Source organism: Oerskovia sp. Root22 (assembly GCF_001429135.1).
Lineage (GTDB): Bacteria > Actinomycetota > Actinomycetes > Actinomycetales > Cellulomonadaceae > Oerskovia > Oerskovia enterophila.
In genome coordinates this window covers 684,760-702,979 of sequence record NZ_LMIL01000007.1, presented here as the reverse complement: position 1 = coordinate 702,979, position 18,220 = coordinate 684,760, and the positions used below count along the sequence as shown (strand labels likewise).

Annotated in this window: 17 protein-coding genes; 9 read left to right on the top strand and 8 right to left on the bottom strand. The window is 72.3% G+C overall.

Features of this window, described 5'->3' with window-relative positions; all coding sequences use genetic code 11:
• Positions 1-60: 60 nt before the first annotated feature.
• The 5 genes from ASE15_RS08000 to erm all read right to left on the bottom strand — a co-directional run bounded on the left by ASE15_RS08000 (position 61) and on the right by erm (position 6,455).
• Entirely contained in the window at positions 61-1,437 is a 1,377-nt protein-coding gene (locus tag ASE15_RS08000; RefSeq protein WP_082618318.1) for a GTP-binding protein, read from the bottom strand.
• Positions 1,438-1,460: 23 nt separating this feature from the next.
• The gene (gene cysD / locus ASE15_RS07995; RefSeq protein ID WP_082608609.1) at positions 1,461-2,501 is read right to left on the bottom strand and encodes a sulfate adenylyltransferase subunit CysD; all 1,041 of its coding nucleotides are present in this window, start codon (positions 2,499-2,501) and stop codon (positions 1,461-1,463) included.
• Entirely contained in the window at positions 2,498-3,415 is a 918-nt protein-coding gene (locus ASE15_RS07990) for a phosphoadenylyl-sulfate reductase (protein ID WP_082618287.1), read from the bottom strand. The genes cysD and ASE15_RS07990 overlap by 4 nt, the downstream gene beginning before the upstream one ends.
• The gene (locus ASE15_RS07985; protein WP_157277171.1) at positions 3,412-5,235 is read right to left on the bottom strand and encodes a nitrite/sulfite reductase; all 1,824 of its coding nucleotides are present in this window, start codon (positions 5,233-5,235) and stop codon (positions 3,412-3,414) included. The genes ASE15_RS07990 and ASE15_RS07985 overlap by 4 nt, the downstream gene beginning before the upstream one ends.
• 398 nt (positions 5,236-5,633) lie before the next feature.
• Positions 5,634-6,455 (bottom strand): 23S ribosomal RNA methyltransferase Erm, encoded by an 822-nt coding sequence (erm, locus tag ASE15_RS07980; protein ID WP_056647888.1) that lies wholly within the window; start codon positions 6,453-6,455, stop codon positions 5,634-5,636.
• A 268-nt stretch (positions 6,456-6,723) separates the two neighbouring features.
• Between erm and ASE15_RS07975 the strand changes: the two genes are divergently transcribed.
• Both ASE15_RS07975 and ASE15_RS07970 read left to right on the top strand, forming a co-directional pair.
• Positions 6,724-7,074 carry a hypothetical protein gene (locus tag ASE15_RS07975; RefSeq protein WP_056647571.1) on the top strand — a complete coding sequence of 117 codons (351 nt, stop codon included), beginning with the start codon at positions 6,724-6,726 and terminating at the stop codon, positions 7,072-7,074.
• Positions 7,075-7,163: 89 nt separating this feature from the next.
• Positions 7,164-7,646 (top strand): DUF456 domain-containing protein, encoded by a 483-nt coding sequence (locus tag ASE15_RS07970; protein ID WP_056647576.1) that lies wholly within the window; start codon positions 7,164-7,166, stop codon positions 7,644-7,646.
• 124 nt (positions 7,647-7,770) lie between these two features.
• Here the strand turns inward: ASE15_RS07970 and ASE15_RS07965 are convergent, their stop codons facing one another.
• Together ASE15_RS07965 and ASE15_RS07960 are read right to left on the bottom strand one after the other, a co-directional pair.
• Positions 7,771-8,373: a GNAT family N-acetyltransferase gene (locus tag ASE15_RS07965; protein WP_056647579.1), complete on the bottom strand. Its 603-nt coding sequence runs from the start codon at positions 8,371-8,373 to the stop codon at positions 7,771-7,773.
• Positions 8,374-8,535: 162 nt separating this feature from the next.
• On the bottom strand, positions 8,536-8,919 hold the full coding sequence (locus tag ASE15_RS07960) for a VOC family protein (RefSeq protein WP_056647582.1): 384 nt from the start codon (positions 8,917-8,919) through the stop codon (positions 8,536-8,538).
• A gap of 186 nt (positions 8,920-9,105) precedes the next feature.
• On the opposite strand from ASE15_RS07960, the gene pcrA reads away from it, so the two are divergent.
• The 4 genes from pcrA to ASE15_RS07940 all read left to right on the top strand — a co-directional run bounded on the left by pcrA (position 9,106) and on the right by ASE15_RS07940 (position 15,580).
• Positions 9,106-11,766, top strand: a complete 2,661-nt coding sequence (gene pcrA / locus ASE15_RS07955) for a DNA helicase PcrA (protein ID WP_056647585.1) — start codon at positions 9,106-9,108, stop codon at positions 11,764-11,766.
• A 280-nt stretch (positions 11,767-12,046) separates the two neighbouring features.
• On the top strand, positions 12,047-13,219 hold the full coding sequence (gene sucC, locus ASE15_RS07950) for an ADP-forming succinate--CoA ligase subunit beta (protein ID WP_056762544.1): 1,173 nt from the start codon (positions 12,047-12,049) through the stop codon (positions 13,217-13,219).
• 30 nt (positions 13,220-13,249) lie between these two features.
• Entirely contained in the window at positions 13,250-14,146 is an 897-nt protein-coding gene (gene sucD / locus ASE15_RS07945; protein WP_056647591.1) for a succinate--CoA ligase subunit alpha, read from the top strand.
• A 150-nt stretch (positions 14,147-14,296) separates the two neighbouring features.
• On the top strand, positions 14,297-15,580 hold the full coding sequence (locus tag ASE15_RS07940) for a DUF6350 family protein (protein ID WP_157277170.1): 1,284 nt from the start codon (positions 14,297-14,299) through the stop codon (positions 15,578-15,580).
• 42 nt (positions 15,581-15,622) lie between these two features.
• On the opposite strand, the gene ASE15_RS21165 is transcribed toward ASE15_RS07940, so the two are convergent.
• Positions 15,623-16,225, bottom strand: coding sequence for a hypothetical protein (locus ASE15_RS21165; protein ID WP_056762540.1), 603 nt, complete (start codon positions 16,223-16,225; stop codon positions 15,623-15,625).
• A gap of 164 nt (positions 16,226-16,389) precedes the next feature.
• On the opposite strand from ASE15_RS21165, the gene purN reads away from it, so the two are divergent.
• The 3 genes from purN to ASE15_RS07920 all read left to right on the top strand — a co-directional run bounded on the left by purN (position 16,390) and on the right by ASE15_RS07920 (position 18,145).
• Positions 16,390-17,031 carry a phosphoribosylglycinamide formyltransferase gene (gene purN, locus ASE15_RS07930; RefSeq protein WP_056762537.1) on the top strand — a complete coding sequence of 214 codons (642 nt, stop codon included), beginning with the start codon at positions 16,390-16,392 and terminating at the stop codon, positions 17,029-17,031.
• 248 nt (positions 17,032-17,279) lie between these two features.
• Complete coding sequence (locus ASE15_RS07925; RefSeq protein WP_056647607.1) at positions 17,280-17,660, top strand: helix-turn-helix transcriptional regulator; 381 nt, start codon at positions 17,280-17,282, stop codon at positions 17,658-17,660.
• Positions 17,657-18,145, top strand: coding sequence for an SRPBCC family protein (locus ASE15_RS07920; protein ID WP_056647609.1), 489 nt, complete (start codon positions 17,657-17,659; stop codon positions 18,143-18,145). The genes ASE15_RS07925 and ASE15_RS07920 overlap by 4 nt, the downstream gene beginning before the upstream one ends.
• Positions 18,146-18,220: the final 75 nt, after the last annotated feature.

Genomic DNA, 18,220 nt, shown 5'->3' with positions numbered 1-18,220 from the left:
TGCAGTACGCGATCCGAGGGCCCGGGGGTCCGGGCCCCGACCTGCGGTGGTCGGGGGACCTCAGATCGCGTACTGCACGGGACGCTGCGAAGGACATCGCACGGCCGCCAGAGCGTCTCCGACCATTCCTGCTGCGAGGGTGCCGCCGTCCTGACCGTCGATCAGGAGGAAGGCACCGGTGCGACGCGAGGTGATGTACTCCTCGGCCGCGACGGGGGAGGCCAGGCGCAGCGTGACGCGCCCGATGTCGTTGAGGTCGAGCGCCTCGGCGGGCTCGAGCTCAGCCGTGTCGAGGTTCAGGCGCCCGACGACGTCGCGCACCACGGCCTGCACGGTGCGGGTCGTGTGCTTGAGCAGGACGCGGGTGCCGGGGCGCAGCGTCTTGTCGCTGAGCCACGCGACGGTGCCCTCGACGTCCTGCGTGACCTGCGGGGCATCGGCCGCGGCCGCGATGAGGTCACCGCGGGCGATGTCGATCTCGTCCGCGAGGCGGATCGTGACCGACTGGGGGGCGAAGGCCTCGGCGAGCGTGCCGTCGGCCGTGTCGATGCCCTCGACCGTGCTCCTCTTCCCGCTGGGCAGGACCACGATCTCGTCGCCCACGCGGACGACGCCCGAGGCGATCTGACCGGCGTACCCGCGGTAGTCGCGGAACCGCTCCTCGAGCGCCGCGCCCTGGGGGCGCAGGACGACCTGGACGGGGAACCGGAACGCCTCGGTGTCCGGGGTCTCGGCCGGGGGGAGCTCCTCGAGCAGGTCGAGCAGGCTCGGTCCGTCGTACCAGGGGGTCTTGCCCTCGGGGCCGCCCGAGCGGTCGACCACGTTGACGCCCTCGAGCGCCGAGACGGGCAGCGTGAGGATGTGGGCGACGCCGAGCGAGGCCGCGGCCTCGCGGATCTGGTCGGCGAGCTCCTCGTAGCGCTCCTGGCTGTAGTCGACGAGGTCGATCTTGTTGACGGCCACGATCACGTGCGGGACGCGCAGGAGGCTCGCGACCGCGAGGTGGCGGCGCGTCTGCTCGAGCAGGCCCTTGCGGGCGTCGATGAGCAGCACGACGACGTCGGCCGTCGAGGCGCCCGTGACGGTGTTGCGCGTGTACTGCACGTGCCCGGGGCAGTCGGCCAGGATGAACGAGCGCTTGGCGGTCGCGAAGTAGCGGTAGGCGACGTCGATCGTGATGCCCTGCTCGCGCTCGGCGCGCAGGCCGTCGGTCAGCAGCGCGAGGTCGGCCGTCGCGAGGCCGCGGTCGCGCGAGACGCGTTCGACGGCGTCGAGCTGGTCCGCGAGCACGGACTTGGAGTCGAACAGCAGGCGGCCGACGAGCGTCGACTTCCCGTCGTCGACGGATCCGGCGGTCGCGAGGCGCAGCAGCGTGCTCGTGGGGAGCACGGGGGACTGGTCCGTGGTCTCGGCGGGCAAGGCGCCCTCGGCGGGCAGCGGGTGCGTGGTGGCGGCGCTCACTAGAAGTACCCCTCCTTCTTGCGGTCTTCCATGGCGGCTTCGGAGATCCGGTCGTCGGCGCGCGTCGCGCCGCGCTCGGTGATGCGGGTCGCAGCGACCTCGGTGATGACGTCGTCGACCGTGTAGGAGTCGGATTCCACGGCGCCCGTGCACGACATGTCGCCCACGGTCCGGTAGCGCACGGTCTCGGTGCGGACGTTCGCGGCCTCGGCGTCGGTGCGCGGCTGGGAGTACGGCCCGACGGCGAGCAGCATGCCGTCGCGCTCGAAGACCTCTCGCTCGTGCGCGTAGTACAGGCTGGGCAGGTCGATCTTCTCGGCGGCGATGTAGCGCCAGATGTCGAGCTCGGTCCAGTTGCTCAGGGGGAACGCGCGGACGTGCTCGCCCGGGCGGTGGCGGCCGTTGTACAGGTTCCACAGCTCGGGACGCTGGTTGCGCGGGTCCCACTGCCCGAACTCGTCGCGCAGCGAGATGACGCGCTCCTTGGCGCGCGCCTTCTCCTCGTCGCGGCGGCCGCCACCGAACACGGCGTCGAACTTGTGCCCCGTGATGGCGTCGAGCAGGGGCTGGGTCTGGAGCGGGTTGCGTGTGCCGTCGGCACGTTCGAGCAGGCGGCCGTCGTCGAGGTAGTCCTGGACGCTCGCGACCTCGAGACGGGCGCCGAGGCGGGCGACCGTCGCGTCGCGGTACGCGAGCACCTCGGGGAAGTTGTGGCCCGTGTCGACGTGCAGCAGCGGGAACGGCACGGGGGCGGGCCAGAACGCCTTGGTCGCCAGGTGCAGCATGACGACCGAGTCCTTGCCGCCGCTGAAGAGCAGCACGGGGCGCTCGAACTCCGCGACGACCTCGCGGATGATGTGGATGGCCTCGGACTCGAGGGACTCGAGCTGGGTCAGGCGGTACGTCTGGGCGGTATCCGCTGGGGAAGCCACTGGGGCGGTCACGGCGTCGCTCTTCTCGTCGGTGTGCGTGGGGGGTGCGGTCGCGGTGGTCGGTGCGGTCGGCAGGGACGCCGCCGTGGTCGCGGTGGGCGCGCTCATACGTGGAGCCCGCACTCGGTCTTGTCGAGCCCCGACCAGCGGCCCGCGCGCGGGTCCTCGCCGGGGGCGACCCGCCGCGTGCAGGGCGCGCAGCCGATCGAGGGGTACCCGTCGTTGAGAAGCGGGTTGAGGACCACCTGGTGGTCGGCCGCGTAGCCGAGCAGGTCGTCGAACGACCACGCGGCGAGCGGGTTGATCTTGACCAGCCCGTTCTTCTCGTCCCAGGTCACGAGCGGGGTGCTCGTGCGGGTCGGTGCCTCGTCGCGGCGCACGCCCGTGACCCAGACCTCGTACCCGCCGAGCGTGCGGGTCAGCGGCTCGACCTTGCGCATCGCGCAGCACGCGGCGGGGTCGCGCGACCAGAGGTCCTTGCCGTGCGCCTCGTCCTGCTCGGCCACGGTGAGCTGGGGCAGGACGTCGACGATCGTGACCTCCATCTGCTGCTCGACGGCGTCGCGCGTCCCCGTGGTCTCGGGGAAGTGGTAGCCGGTCTCGAGGAACAGGACGTCGACCCAGGGTGCCTGCTGCGCGACGACGTGCGGCAGGACCGCGTCGGCCATGGAGCACGCGACGGCGATCGAGTCCCCGAACTCGCGCACGGCCCACGCGACGACCTGCTCGGCGGTCGCCTCGGGGTGGTCGCTGTCGACGACGCCGGGCGTGCCGCGCCCGTGGAGCTCGGCCTGGCCGCGCTCGACGATGGCGCGCAGCTCGTCGGCGGACCGCTTGGGGCGGGCGTCCTGTGCCCGGCGGGCCGCGTGCGCGGCCTTGGACGCCGCGCGCGCCTCGGTGCGCGCCTTGGCGGCGGCACGCAGCGCGGCGAGCGGGTCGTTGCCCGTGGCGACCGGGATGCCCGACGGCGTCCCACCCGTCGCGTCGAGGGCGCCGCTCGGGGTCGTGGTCGTCCCGCTCATCGCAGCGACTCCTCGTCCGCACGGTGCGCCCACTGGGCGAAGGTCTCGGTGCCGTCCTTCTCCTTCTCGAACTGACGCACGACACGCTCGACGTACTCGGGCAGGTCGTCGTTGGTGACCTTGAGGCCACGGACCGTACGGCCCATGCCCGCCTCGGCGCGGTCGTCGGAGGCGAGCCCGCCACCGAGGTGCACCTGGAAGCCGGGGACCTGGTTGCCCTCGTCGTCCAGCACGAGCTGACCCTTGAGACCGATGTCCGCGGTCTGGATGCGGGCGCACGAGTTGGGGCAGCCGTTGATGTGCAGCGAGAGCGGCTTCATCGCGGAGAGGTCGCCCAGGCGCTTCTCGAGGTCGTCGATCGCGCGGCTCGCCGAGGCCTTGGTCTCGACGATCGCGAGCTTGCAGTACTCGATGCCCGTGCACGCGATGGTGCTGCGGCGGAAGGGGCTCGGGTTGGCGTCGAGGCCCTGCTCCTTGAGCCCCGAGACGACGCGCTCGAGGTGCTCGTCGGGGACGTCGAGCACGAGCAGCTTCTGGTGGGGAGTGAACCGCACGCGCTGCGATCCGGCCGACTCGGCGAGGTCCGCGACGGCCGCGAGGATGCTGCCCGAGACCCGACCCACGTACGGGGCCGCGCCGACGTAGTTGAGGCCGTCCTTCTGCTTGTGCACGCCGACGTGGTCGCCCGGCTGGGTGGGCTGCGGGGCGGGCGGGCCGTCCGGGAGCGCGTAGCCCAGGTACTCGGTCTCGAGGACCTCGCGGAACTTCGCGGGCCCCCAGTCCGCGAGCAGGAACTTCAGGCGCGCCTTGTTGCGCAGCCGGCGGTACCCGTAGTCGCGGAAGATCTGGACCACTCCGTGCCACACGTCGGCGACCTGCGCCTCGGTCACGAACGCGCCGAGGCGCTCGCCCAGGCGGGGGTTCGCGGACAGGCCTCCGCCGACCCACAGGTCGAACCCGACGCCCAGCTCGGGGTGCTCGAGCGCGACGAACCCGACGTCGTTGATCTCGTGGACCACGTCCTGGGACGGGTGGCCCGTGACGGCGGTCTTGAACTTGCGGGGAAGGTTCGCGAGCTCGGGGACGCCGATGTACTTGTCGGTGATCTCCTTGATGACGCGGGCAGGGTCGATCAGCTCGTCGGCTGCGATCCCGGCCACGGGGCTGCCGAGCACGACGCGCGGCACGTCGCCGCAGGCCTCGGTCGTCTGCAGCCCCACGGACTCGAGCCGGCGCCAGATCTCCGGGACGTTCTCGACCTCGACCCAGTGGAGCTGGATGTTCTGGCGGTCGGTGATGTCGGCGCTGTCGCGACCGAAGTCCCGCGAGATGTCCGCGATGACCCGGAGCTGCTCGGTGCTGACCGCGCCGCCGTCGATGCGCACGCGGAGCATGAAGTACTTGTCCTCGAGCTCGTGCGGCTCGAGCTGGGCCGTGCGCCCGCCGTCGATCCCGGGCTTGCGCTGCGTGTAGAGGCCCCACCAGCGGAAACGGCCGTGCAGGTCGTCCCCCGAGATCGAGTCGAAGCCCTCACGCGAGTAGACCTCCTCGATGCGTTGCCGCACCGAGAGCCCGCCGTCCTCCTGCTTCCACTTCTCGTTGCCGTTGAGCGGCTCCTTGCCGTCGACGGCCCACTGGCCGTTGGGCCGGGCCACGCGTGCGGGGCGGGCCGGACGCGCGGGGGGAGCGGCGCCGTCGGGCGTCTGCGCGGTGGTTCCAGCGGCCGTGCCGGCGGGGGCGTCCGCCGGGGTGGCCCGGCTGCTGCCAGCCGACCGGTCGGCGACGGGTGTCGCCTCGGTGGTGGTGTGCGGCGGCGTCATCGTGCTCCTCATGGGGGGACATGGGCACACGGGGCCAGAGGTCTCAGCGCGACGAGGGGAGTGGCTGAGGGCCGACCACGCGCGCCCTCGGCTCAGAAAGATGGCGAGCGGTCGGCGAGGACGGCTCGGGCTGAGTCAGGCGCGGGTCAACAACAACAGCAGAAGCTGTTGCGGGCGCACGCCGTCGACTCGTGACGTGCCGTCACGAGGAGGAGGTGCGCTGCCGTGGTCATGGCGGGAACGCTACAGAGGCCGCGACCGTATGGGTAGCCCCTGTCCGCATGGTGGATGGGTGTCTCAGACTTCGGCCCCCCGGGGCCGAGCAGGGCCGGGGTGCCGACGGCCCTGCTCGGTGCGCGCGTCAGGTGGTCGGCGGCGGCCCGGCGAGGCCGGACCGCCTATCGCGCACGGACGCCGCCGCGGATGCCGCCGTGGTCGCCGCGCGCGGCGTCCGGACCCCGGACGGCACGCCAGAGCGTGACCCACTGATCGGCGGTGAGGTCTCGGGGGAGGGCGGTCGCGGCCCGGTGCGAGGCGAGCCAGGCGCGCACCGCGTCGTCCAGCAGACCGCGTCGCCGCAGGACGTCGCACAGGCCCCTCCCTCGGCCCGTGAAGACCTCGGCCACGAACCGCTGGTAGGCGACGCGCTCGCTCGCGGGCAGGGACCTGCGGCGGGAGATGCTCAGCAGGCCCCCGTCGGTCGACGGTGCCGGGCGGAACGCTCGCGCCGGGACGCGGGCGCACAGGTCGAACGAGTACCAGGGCCACCACTGCGCGGTCAGCATGGTCGCACCGCCGACGCCTGCGCGTCGTCGGGCCACCTCCCACTGCACGAGCAGCACGGCCCGGGACCAGGCGGGCTCGTCGAGGAGCCTGCGCAGGATCGCGGTCGTCAGGTGGAACGGGACGTTGCCGACCACCACGTGGGGCTCGGCAGGATGGGGGGACCGGAGGTAGTCGGCGTGCCGGACCTCGACCGTCCGTGGCAGCCGACGACGCAGGCGTCGCACCTGGCGCTCGTCGATCTCGACCGCGACGACCGGGCGGCCGAGGCGCGCGAGCGGGACGGTGATCGCTCCGTCCCCCGCGCCGATCTCGAGGATCGGGCCCGAGGTCCGGGCGACGAGGTCGACCATCTGCCGCGGGACGCGGGGGTCGGTGAGGAAGTTCTGGCCGTTCTCGTGCCGGCCGTCGGACGGGAGGTGCTCAAGGTGGCGCAACGTGGGGCTCCGCAGGGCGTGGAGGGCGCCGGGCAGCACGAGGTGACCGCTCCGGCAGGGACCGGGGCGGCGGAGCCGAGAGGAGAGGGCCCGCCGCTAGGAGCGGCGAAGGCGGGCGTAGAACGCGCAGGACGCGCCGGAGGCTGACATAGGGCGACCGTACGGCGGTCCCGCGCTGAGCTGCCAGGGTTTTTTGGGGGCGCGTCATGGCGTGCGGCGACACGCGGAGATTTTTCCGACAGTCGCGTCAGCAAACTAGGATGGAGCCATGGAAATCGTCTACAACGTGTTCGCGGTCCTGCACTTCGTCGGCTGGGCCATCGTCCTCGGCGGCTACTTCGTGTCGCTCAAGTCCGCGGCGCTCAACAAGGGCGTCTTCCACGGTGCTGCGACGGCTGCCGTCGCGGGCATCCTCATGGTCGGCGTGGCCGAGATGAGCGGCATGTGGGACGACGGCGGGCCGAGCATGGTCAAGATCGGCATCAAGCTGGTCATCGCCGTGATCATCGCCGTCCTCGCGTTCGTCGGCGTGCGTCAGGGTGACAAGATCTCGCCCGCGCTCAAGCACTCGATCGGCGGCCTCACGCTCGTCAACATCATCGTGGCCGTCTTCGTCTGACGGGTTGCGGCGCGCACGGCGCGCCGGCACGGGACCAGGCCTCCGGCGGATCGACCGCCGGGGGCCTTCGTCGTGCGAAGGTTGGCCCCGTGAGCATCGCTGGAGAGATCGTCGTCGGGCTGGTGATCCTGGTCGGGCTGGCCGGGATCGTCGTGCAGGTGCTGCCGGGGAACACCCTCGTGGGCGGTGCGATCCTCGTCTGGGCGATCATGACGGGCGGCACCACGGCCTGGGTGTGCTTCGCGGTCGCTGCCACGTTCATCGTGGCGGCCGAGGGCGGGCAGCTCCTGCTCGCGGGACGGCACATGCGCCGGGCGGACGTGCCCTGGTCGACGCTCGCCTGGGGCGGGCTCCTGGGCGTCGTCGGCTTCTTCGTGATCCCCGTGGTCGGGCTGTTCATCGGGTTCGTGCTCGCGGTGTTCGTCGCCGAGCTGCTGCGCCGTCGTGACCGCCGGGCGGCCTGGCGGGCCACGGTCGCCGCGCTCCAGGCGACCGGCATCACGATCGTGGTCCAGCTCCTGGGCGGACTGCTCGCGACGGCGGCGTGGGGTGTGGGGCTCGCGCTGACGTGAAACCCGGAGGCCTCGCGGTGCCGAGCACGAGGTTGCCGTCGCAATGAGCGGCAGGACGACCGCAACGTCGTTCTCGGCAGTCCCTCGGCAACTCCTCGGCAGGTTCGCGTAGGCCCCCAGAGGCTCAGGCCTCGAGCCGCGCCCGCAGCCGGTACTCCAGGCCCACACGCACGGTCGGCCACTCGGCGGCCGTGACGGAGTAGACGGCCGTGTCCCGCAGCGTGCCGTCGTACCCGATCTGGTGGCTGCGCAGCACGCCGTCGAGCTTGCCACCCAGGCGCTCGATCGCGGAGCGGGACTCCCGGTTGTGGAAGTGCGTGCGGAACTCGACCGCGATCGCGTCGAGGTCGTCGAACGCGTGCGCGAGCAGCAGGAGCTTGGCGGCGGGGTTCGCGCCCGTGCCCTGGGCGCCCGCCCGCTGCCACGTCGCGCCGATCTCGACCCGGCGGTTGAGCGGGTCGATCCCGAGGAACGTCGTGACGCCCAGCACCTGGTCGTCGGCGTTGCGGACCACGACCCAGGGGTTCGCCGTCCCCGCCTCGCGGGCCGCGACCTTGTCCTGGATGTACACCGCCATCTCCTCGGGGGTCGGGACCGAGGTGTACCAGCGGTTCCACAGCTCGCCGTCGCGCACGGCCTCGACCAGCGCGTCGTGGTGGTCCGGGCGCAGCGGGACGAGGCGCACGAGGGGGCCGGTCAGGGTCACTGGTTCGGTGAAGGCGTTCACGCCTCGGACACTATCGGGCGCGGGGCCCGGCTGGTCCGGAGGACCTGATCGTGGTCGGCGGGTGGTCGCGTGCCGAGAAGTGTCCACGGTCGCCCTCAGCGCTGCAACCGCCCCGATCTTGCGCCCGAGCCGTCTCGCCGGGCCGGGTGACCGCCCGCCCTCTCAGCCCGCCGAGATCTCCGTCACGTAGAGCACGTTGCCGTCGAGGTCGCGCATCGAGAACATCGGCGGCACGCCGTCCCAGCGCAGCAGCTCCTCGACGCGCACGCCGCGGGCGCCGAGCGTCGCGTGGTCGGCCGCGGCGTCCGAGGTCGCGAGGCGGATACCCGTGTCGACGCCAGCGGTCTGGTCCGGGCCGGCCGCGACGAGCGCGACCGAGACCGCTGCGCCCGGCGGGGCGACCTCGATCCAGCGGAAGCCCTCCTGCAGGTCGCCGTCCATGCGGACCTCGAAGCCCAGGGTGTCGCGGTAGAACGCGAGCGCGGCGTCCTGGTCGTCGACCGGGACCGCGACCGTGTGCAGTCCTGTGAAGTGGGTCGTCGTCATGATTCCTCCCTCGCTGCGGTACGCCTTCGGGCGAGGGCGTCGTCGGTAGGACCGCGTGGCCGCCGCGAAGTCATCGGTCGTGGGCCCGCGGCGTCGGGTGGAGGCGGACGCGCGAGACCTGGTGCCGGTGGCGGCACGGACCTCGATGCCGGAAGTGTCGGTGCCCGCGCCTACCCTTGGAGGGCTATGACATCGCTCTTCGAGAACCTGCCGCTGCCCGGATTCGACCTCGCGTCCCTCGGGGACTCGTCGCGCCTGCCGTCCACCGCGCCGCGGTGGGACGAGGCGCCCGACGGCGGAGGTTCCGCCCGCGCGGGCAAGCGCCCCGCGCGCGGCTCGTCGGGGGCGGGCGGCGCCGGGGCGCACGACGAGGACGGGCACCGCTCGGGCGGGTTCTCGCACATCGACCCGGAGTCGCTCCTCGACGGGCTCAACCCGGAGCAGCGCGAGGCCGTCGTGCACTCGGGCAGCCCTCTGCTCATCGTCGCGGGGGCCGGCTCGGGCAAGACGCGCGTGCTCACGCACCGCATCGCCTACCTGCTCGCGACGGGGCGTGCCCGGCCGGGCGAGATCCTCGCGATCACCTTCACCAACAAGGCTGCGGCGGAGATGCGCGAGCGCGTCGAGTCGCTCATCGGCCCGGCGGCCAAGTACATGTGGGTCTCGACGTTCCACTCGGCGTGCGTGCGGATCCTGCGCAAGGAGGCCTCGGCGCTCGGGCTCAAGTCGAGCTTCTCCATCTATGACGCGGCGGACTCCCAGCGACTCATCACGCTGGTCAGCCGCGAGCTCAACCTGGACGTGAAGAAGTACCCCGCGCGGACGCTGTCCAACAAGATCTCGGACCTCAAGAACGAGCTGATCGACCCCGAGCGCTACGCGCGGGAGAGCGGCGCGTCGGCTGCCGACGGCGCTCCCGGTGATCACGCCCCCGCCAACGCGTTCGACCAGGTCCTGTCCGACGTCTACACGCGATACCAGGCCCGCCTCGCGCAGGCCCACGCGCTCGACTTCGACGACATCATCATGACCACGGTCAACCTCCTCCAGGCGTTCCCCGCGGTCGCGGAGCACTACCGCCGCCGGTTCCGGCACGTGCTGGTCGACGAGTACCAGGACACCAACCACGCGCAGTACGTGCTGGTGCGCGAGCTCGCAGGGGCCTCGGCCCCCGCGCCGGAGGACGGCGAGGGCACGTGGGCGCCGGGCACCGTCCCCCCCGGGGAGCTCACGGTCGTCGGTGACGCCGACCAGTCGATCTACGCGTTCCGCGGTGCGACCATCCGCAACATCCTCGAGTTCGAGGCCGACTACCCGAACGCACGCACCATCCTGCTCGAGCAGAACTACCGCTCGACGCAGAACATCCTCTCGGCAGCGAACGCCGTGATCTCGCGCAACATCGACCGCAAGCCCAAGCGCCTGTGGACCGACGCGGGGGCGGGCGTCAAGATCATCGGCTACGTCGCGGACAACGAGCACGAGGAAGCGCGGTTCATCGCCGAGGAGATCGACCGCCTCGGCGACTCGGACGGCGTGCGCCCGGGCGACGTCGCGATCTTCTACCGGACCAACGCCCAGTCCCGTGCGCTCGAGGAGGTGCTCATCCGCGTCGGCCTGCCGTACAAGGTCGTCGGTGGCACGCGCTTCTACGAGCGGCGTGAGATCAAGGACGCGATCGCCTACCTGCGCGCCATCGCGAACCCCGACGACGACGTGAACCTGCGGCGCATCCTCAACGTGCCCAAGCGCGGGCTCGGCGACCGCGCAGAGGCGCTCGTCGCGGCGTTCGCCGAGCGCGAGCGCATCTCGTTCGCCGCGTCGCTCGACCGCGCCGAGGAGATCCCGGGCATGACGACCCGGACCCTCAACCCGCTGCGCACCTTCCGCGAGCTGTTCCACGGGCTCCTCGACCTGTACGCGACGGGCGCGACGCCCGCGGAGATCCTCGGTGCGGTCCTCGACCGCTCGGGCTACCTCGCCGAGCTCCGTGCGAGCGAGGACCCGCAGGACGGTTCGCGCGTCGAGAACCTCGCCGAGCTGCACGCGGTGGCCAGCGAGTTCACCGAGCTCGAGCCCGAGGGCGACCTCACGGACTTCCTGGAGCGGGTCTCGCTCGTCGCGGACTCGGACCAGATCCCGTCGAGCGACGACGAGGGGCACGAGGGCAAGCCCGTCGTGGACCCCGGCGTCGTGACCCTCATGACGCTCCACACGGCCAAGGGCCTCGAGTTCCCCGTCGTGTTCCTCAGCGGCATGGAGGACGGCACGTTCCCGCACATGCGCTCGCTGCATGACGACAGCGAGCTCGCCGAGGAGCGCCGGCTCGCGTACGTGGGCATCACGCGCGCCCGGGAGCGGCTCTACATCTCGCGCTCCGCGGTGCGCTCGGCGTGGGGCATGGCCAACGAGTTCCCGCCCAGCCGCTTCCTGGACGAGATCCCCGAGGACCTGTGGGACTGGCGCCGCAGGGAGTCGTCCATGGCGACCCTGCGCGGGCCCGGCGGGTACACGGGCGGGTGGGGCTCGTCGTCGGGCGGTTCGCGCGGCGGCTCAGGCACCGGCACCGGCTACGGCTCCGGAGGCTCGGGCTCGCGCAACGGCGCGGTGCGCACCCGCTCGGTCACGCCCAACCCGGACGGCCCCAAGTTCGGCTCGGCGACGCCGCGCAAGGAGGGGGACATCCCCTCGCTCGCGATCGGCGACAAGGTCACGCACGACGCCTACGGGCTCGGCACGGTCGTCGCTGTCGAGGGCGCGGGCACCAACGCGGTCGCCAAGATCGACTTCGGCGCGGACGGCACCAAGCGGCTCCTGCTGCGGTTCTCGCCCGTCACCAAGCTGTAGGGCGCCCGCCCGCCTCACTGCCCGACGGCGCGGCTCACCTCCCGGGGTGAGCGACGCCGTCGGGCATCACCTCCCTGCGCCCGGCACGAAAGGCCTCCTCCCGGGTGCGTCGCGCGCTGCCCGGGACGCCCGAGGTGTGGCCAAGGAGACAGCGCCACGGTCGCGGTTCGGACTGCCTCGTCTAGGTCCCCGCGTGTCGCCGGGCTACCCTGTGATGGGATGTCTCGATGTCGAGACATCGGTAGGCCGGTCAGGCAGTCAGATGGAAGGACGACACAGGGTGGACCTGTTCGAATACCAGGCGCGCGACATCTTCGAGAAGCACGGGGTTCCCGTGCTGGGCGGCGTGGTTGCCACGACCCCCGAAGAGGCTCGCGAGGGCGCTGAGAAGCTCGGTGGCGGGACCGTGGTCGTCAAGGCCCAGGTCAAGGTCGGCGGTCGCGGCAAGGCGGGCGGCGTCAAGCTCGCCCACTCGCCCGAGGAGACGGCCGAGAAGGCGTCCGAGATCCTCGGCATGGACATCAAGGGCCACACGGTCCACCGCGTCATGATCGCGGAGGGCGCGAAGATCGCCGAGGAGTTCTACTTCTCGGTGCTCCTCGACCGGGCCAACCGCTCGTACCTCGCCATGGCGAGCGTCGAGGGCGGCATGGAGATCGAGGTCCTCGCGGTCGAGCGCCCCGAGGCGCTCGCCAAGGTCGCGGTGGACCCGACAGTCGGCATCGACCAGGCCAAGGCAGACGAGATCGTCGCCGCCGCCGGGTTCGCCGACGACATCAAGGTGCAGGTCGCCGACGTCATCCAGAAGCTGTGGACCGTCTACAAGGAGGAGGACGCGACCCTGGTCGAGGTCAACCCCCTGGTCCGCACCGAGGACGGCTCGATCGTCGCTCTCGACGGCAAGGTGACCCTCGACGAGAACGCGGGCTTCCGGCACGCCGACCACGCCGAGCTCGAGGACAAGGACGCGGCCGACCCTCTCGAGGCCAAGGCCAAGGAGAACGACCTCAACTACGTCAAGCTCGACGGCCAGGTCGGCATCATCGGCAACGGTGCGGGGCTCGTCATGAGCACGCTCGACGTCGTCGCCTACGCGGGTGAGCAGCACGGCGGGGTCAAGCCCGCCAACTTCCTCGACATCGGTGGCGGCGCGTCCGCGGCCGTCATGGCCGCGGGCCTGGACGTCATCCTCAACGACGAGCAGGTCAAGAGCGTGTTCGTGAACGTCTTCGGTGGCATCACGGCGTGCGACGAGGTCGCCAACGGCATCGTCCAGGCGCTCGCGATCCTCGGTGACGAGGCGAACAAGCCGCTCGTCGTCCGCCTGGACGGCAACAACGTCGAGGAGGGGCGCGCGATCCTCGCGGAGGCGAACCACCCGCTCGTCACCCTGGCCGAGACGATGGACGGCGGCGCCGACAAGGCTGCCGAGCTGGCCAACGCCGCTTCCTGACCCGAGACCCGAGAGAGAAAACAGACAGACATGGCAATCTTCATCAACGAGGACTCCAAGGTCATCGTCCAGGGCATGACGGGTTCGGAGGGCCAGAAGCACACGACGCGCATGCTGGCCTCCGGCACCAACATCGTGGGTGGCGTGAACCCGCGCAAGGCCGGCACCTCGGTCAGCTTCCCGAAGGGCGGGGGCGACGAGGGCACTGTCGACGTCCCCGTCTTCGGGTCCGTCGCCGAGGCGATCGCCGCCACGGGCGCCGACGTCTCCGTGATCTTCGTGCCCCCGGCGTTCACCAGGTCGGCGGTCGTCGAGTCCATCGAGGCCGGCATGCCGCTGACCGTCATCATCACCGAGGGCGTCCCGGTCGCGGACTCCGCGGAGTTCTTCACCCTGGCCGAGGCCAAGGGCGTCCGCCTCATCGGCCCCAACTGCCCCGGCATCATCAGCCCCGGGAAGTCGAACGTCGGGATCATCCCGGCCGACATCACGGGCCCCGGCAAGATCGGGCTCGTCTCGAAGTCCGGCACGCTGACCTACCAGATGATGTACGAGCTGCGTGACTTCGGGTTCTCGACCGCGATCGGCATCGGCGGCGACCCCATCATCGGCACCACGCACATCGACGCCCTCGCGGCGTTCGAGGCGGACCCCGACACCGAGGCGATCGTCATGATCGGCGAGATCGGTGGCGACGCCGAGGAGCGTGCCGCGGCGTACATCCAGGCGCACGTGACCAAGCCGGTCGTCGGCTACGTCGCGGGCTTCACGGCACCCGAGGGCAAGACGATGGGCCACGCAGGCGCCATCGTCTCGGGCTCGTCGGGCACCGCGCAGGCCAAGAAGGAGGCCCTCGAGGCCGCGGGCGTCAAGGTCGGCAAGACGCCGTCCGAGACCGCCGCTCTCATGCGCGAGATCCTCTCCTGACCTCGCACGCCTGAGCAGCACCATCCGACGGCGTCCGGCCTTGAGGCCGGGCGCCGTCGGCGTACCCTGAGGACCCCGCTCCTGGGCGGGTCTCGGGCGCGCCGCACGACGTGCCCCACGACGCCCGACCGATCGACGACGATGGAGACCATGACCACGCCGACCCAGTCCGCCGCAGCCCGGCGCGGGACGCCCCGCACGCTCGAGGAGCCCGTCGGGGGCCCACGGCGACCGCTCGAGGCCCCTCGGCGCTGGGTCTCCGGTCTCGTCGCAGCGCTCCAGGCGCTCGCGCTCTCGCTCGCCGTCGTGATCCTGCCGGCCGTCGCGGCGTTCCTCGCGTCCTCGGCAGGTCCGGCCGACGACGGCACGGGCTGGGGGCAGTCGGTGTCGGTCGCGGCCGGGCTGTGGCTGCTCGCGCACGGGGTCCCGCTGGCCGCTGCGGGGACGACGGTGACGCTCGTCCCGCTGGGGCTCACGGCCCTGGCGCTCTTCACGTGCTACGCCTCGGCGCGGCGCTCGGCGCACACCGCCTGGTCCGCGTGGGCCGTGGGCGTGGGCGTGTACGCGCTCATGACCCTGGGGATCGCGCTGCTGTCCGGCTCGGCGCCGGGCTGGGACGTCCTGTTCGCCCCGCTGGGTGGTGCGGTCGTCGCCGCCCTCGGGCTGGGAGCCGGGATCCTCGCGCGCCCCGACGCGCCCCGGGTCGGCGAGCTGACCGCGGTCCTGGACCCCTACGTCCCGCCGGTCGTCCGGCTGGGCGCGCGCGCGGGCCTGCTGGGTGTCGCCCTGCTCGTGGGGCTCTCGAGCGTCGTGCTGGGCGTCTGGGTCGTGGCCGGGCGCGCGACCGCAGCCGACATCATCACGGGGCTCGCCCCCGGTGCGGTAGGCGGCCTGATCCTCGCCGTCGCCCAGCTCATGGTCGTGCCGAACCTGGTGCTGTGGGTGAGCTCGTGGCTCGCCGGTCCCGGCTTCGTGGTCGGTGACGGCAGCAGCTTCACGACCGCGGCCTCCGACCCCGGCGCGCTGCCCGCGATCCCGCTCCTGGGGGCGCTGCCGGGAGCCGAGTGGACGACGGTCCTCGCCTCGTTCTCCCCGGTGCTCGTGGTGGTCATGGGCCTGGTCGCCGGGGCGTTCGTGTGGCGCCGGTGCGGAGGGCTCGACGCCCGCTGGACCGACCTGGGGCTCGCAGTCCTGGGTGTCGCCCTGGCCTCGGGACTGCTCGTGGTGACGCTGCAGGTCGCGGCGGGTGGCGCCGTCGGGCCCGGACGCATGGCGCACGTGGGGGCGCCGCCCCTGCTCTCCGGTGGGCTCGTCGCGGCGGAGATCGCCGGGGGAGCGGCGCTCGCCCTGGTCTGGGGCAAGGCGGCCGTGACCGAGCGGGTGCGTCACCGCCACGACGAGGAGCCCGACGACGGGGCGCACCCCGGCGACTGAGATCGCCCGGGGCGCGGCGTCGAGGCGTCTACCGGGTACGGCCTACCGGCCGAGCTGGTCCTTGGTCCACTGCTCGCGCGCCTGCTCGTACTGGACCGCGCACTCCTGCTGCGCCGCGACCGTGATCGCGCCGTCGAGGCAGGCCTGGTTGTCCATCTCGATGTCCCACATCGCGAGGCCGCCGATCATCGACAGCGACATGGTCACCGTCAGGCCCAGGCCGACGGCGACCGCGGGCAGCAGCGCCCCGCCGAGCCGGGCACGCCAGACCGCGCGCAGCGCGCGCACGCCGAACACGATGGTCACGACCGCGAAGAACAGGCTCGCGACCCGCCAGGGGAAGGCCAGCGAGCTCGTGACGAGGGTGACGAGCATGAGCAGCCCGAAGTGCAGCACCTGGCGCGTCGTGGCGCGCAGCTGCTCGGGGTCGACCTGCGCGAGCGGGTCGGGCTTGCCCGGACCGCCGGGGCCCTGAGGAGCGCCGGGTCCGACGGGCCCGCCCGGGCGGCCTTGACCGGGAGGCGGGCCCTGCTGCGGGCCCCGAGGGGCGCCGGGAGGTCCCTGCACCGGGGGAGGGGTGGGCTGTCGCGCCTCGTCGGTCGGCTTCTGGGCGCCGGGACGTGGGGGCGCGTACGGGTTGCCCATGGGCAGCTCCTCGGTGCTTCGCGGATGGCACGGGAGGAGGCCGGTGCTCGTCCCCGGGGCCCGGAGGACGCGGAGCAGACCGGCGCCTCTCCGGCGCGGACTAGGGTGGTGCCTGGCTATTCTCCCGCATTCTCCCCCCACCGCAGACGCCCTTGAGGAGCACCGTGCGCACACCTTCCGGTCAGCCCATCGACACGACGAGCGCGGCGCGCGTCGTCGTCCTGGTCTCAGGGGCGGGGAGCAACCTCGCGGCGCTGCTCGCGGCGCACGAGGACCCCGCCTACGGGGCGCGGGTCGTGGGCGTCGTCACGGACAAGCCGGGTGCAGGGGCGCTCGACCTGGCGCGCGAGGCGGGGGTCGCGTCGGTCGTGGTCGCACCGGGTGACTTCGCGGACCGCGACGCGTGGAACGACGGCGTCGCGGAGGCCGTGGCGGTCTTCTCGCCGGACCTGGTGGTCCTCGCGGGCTTCATGCGCATCCTCAGCCCGGCGTTCGTGGACCGGTTCGCGGGCCGGACCATCAACACGCACCCCGCGCTGCTGCCCTCGTTCCCCGGCGCGCACGGCGTGCGCGACGCGCTCGCGTACGGCGTCAAGGTCACGGGCTGCACGGTCCACGTGGTCGACAACGGCGTGGACACGGGGCCGATCATCGCGCAGGCGACCGTGGCGGTCGAGGACGCCGACGACGAGTCCACGCTGCACGAGCGCATCAAGGTCGCCGAGCGGGCGCTGCTGGTCGAGACGGTCGGTCGCGCGGCGCGCGAGGGCTTGCGGGTCGAGGGGCGTCGGGCGCTGCTGGGCTGAGGGCCTCCACGGGGCTGCGCCGCTAGTGAGCGACCCGGGGGTTTGAAGAGCGCGCCTGCCGAGAGTTCGTCGTGCCGAGCTCAGCTGACGGGGCCCGGGCGCGCCCGCTGCACCGGGCGCTTCTTCCTCGATCCCGACGGCGCGGTACGCAACGGGTCCACCGGATCTGAAGCTCGGACCCTTGACTTGCCTCGTGGTCAACGAGTACGTTGATCAACGTAACTGTTTATCACGACGAGCAGGCCGACATGACCCTCCTGGACGACCCGCACGACGACACCGACGCCGCCCTCGACCGCGCGTTCCTCGCGCTGGCCGACCCGGTCCGCCGGAGCATCGTCGCCACGCTGTCCAGGGGACCGGCCACGGTCAACGAGCTCGCCGCACCCTTCCCCATCACGAAGCAGGCCGTGTCCCGGCACATCCAGGTCCTCGAGACCGCGGGTCTCATCACCCGTACCCGGGACGGCCAACGACGACCCTGCCACCTCGACCCCGCCGCGCTCGAACGGCTCACGGCATGGATCGACGAGTACCGGCTCACCGCGGAGCGGCAGTACCGCCGGCTCGACGCCCTCCTCGGGCGACTCCAGGCGACGTCGTCGGACCCATCGAAGGAGCAGTCATGAGCAGCAAGCACCCCACGACCGTCACAGCCCCTCCGGGGACGCCTTTCATCGAGATCGTCCGCGACGTCGACGCACCGCGCCCCCTCGTGTTCCGGGCCTACACCGACCCCGCCCTGGTCACGCAGTGGCTCGGTCCGCGCCGCTACGAGATGGTCCTCGACCACTGGGACGCCCGGACGGGCGGCTCGTGGGCCTACGTGCACCGCGCAGGCGAGGAGGAGTACGGGTTCTTCGGCGCGTTCCACTCGGTCGTCCCGGACACGAGCGCCGTCCAGACGTTCGAGTTCGCGGGCGCACCCGGTCACGTGAGCCTCGACACCGTCTCGTTCGAGGACCTTCCCAACGGCGGGACCAGGATCGTCACGCGCTCGGTCCACCAGTCGGTCGAGGCCCGCGACGCCATGGTCGGCTCGGGAATGGCCGACGGCATGAGCGAGGGCTTCGAACGCCTCGACGAGCTGCTGGCCTCGGACGCCGTCGCCTGAGACCCGGCGGTCGCCGGTCGCCGTCCGTCGAGACTGTGGGGTGACCCGCTGGTCGCTGGGGCCGCCGGCGCTGGC

Coding starts and splice junctions, on each gene's coding strand:
- ASE15_RS21165 (WP_056762540.1), bottom strand. CDS start 16,225: ATGGGCAACCCGTACGCGCCCCCACGTCCCGGCGCCCAGAAGCCGACC.
- ASE15_RS07925 (WP_056647607.1), top strand. CDS start 17,280: ATGACCCTCCTGGACGACCCGCACGACGACACCGACGCCGCCCTCGAC.
- ASE15_RS07985 (WP_157277171.1), bottom strand. CDS start 5,235: ATGACGCCGCCGCACACCACCACCGAGGCGACACCCGTCGCCGACCGG.
- sucD (WP_056647591.1), top strand. CDS start 13,250: ATGGCAATCTTCATCAACGAGGACTCCAAGGTCATCGTCCAGGGCATG.
- pcrA (WP_056647585.1), top strand. CDS start 9,106: ATGACATCGCTCTTCGAGAACCTGCCGCTGCCCGGATTCGACCTCGCG.
- ASE15_RS07975 (WP_056647571.1), top strand. CDS start 6,724: ATGGAAATCGTCTACAACGTGTTCGCGGTCCTGCACTTCGTCGGCTGG.
- ASE15_RS07920 (WP_056647609.1), top strand. CDS start 17,657: ATGAGCAGCAAGCACCCCACGACCGTCACAGCCCCTCCGGGGACGCCT.
- cysD (WP_082608609.1), bottom strand. CDS start 2,501: ATGAGCGCGCCCACCGCGACCACGGCGGCGTCCCTGCCGACCGCACCG.
- ASE15_RS07990 (WP_082618287.1), bottom strand. CDS start 3,415: ATGAGCGGGACGACCACGACCCCGAGCGGCGCCCTCGACGCGACGGGT.
- ASE15_RS07960 (WP_056647582.1), bottom strand. CDS start 8,919: ATGACGACGACCCACTTCACAGGACTGCACACGGTCGCGGTCCCGGTC.
- ASE15_RS07940 (WP_157277170.1), top strand. CDS start 14,297: ATGACCACGCCGACCCAGTCCGCCGCAGCCCGGCGCGGGACGCCCCGC.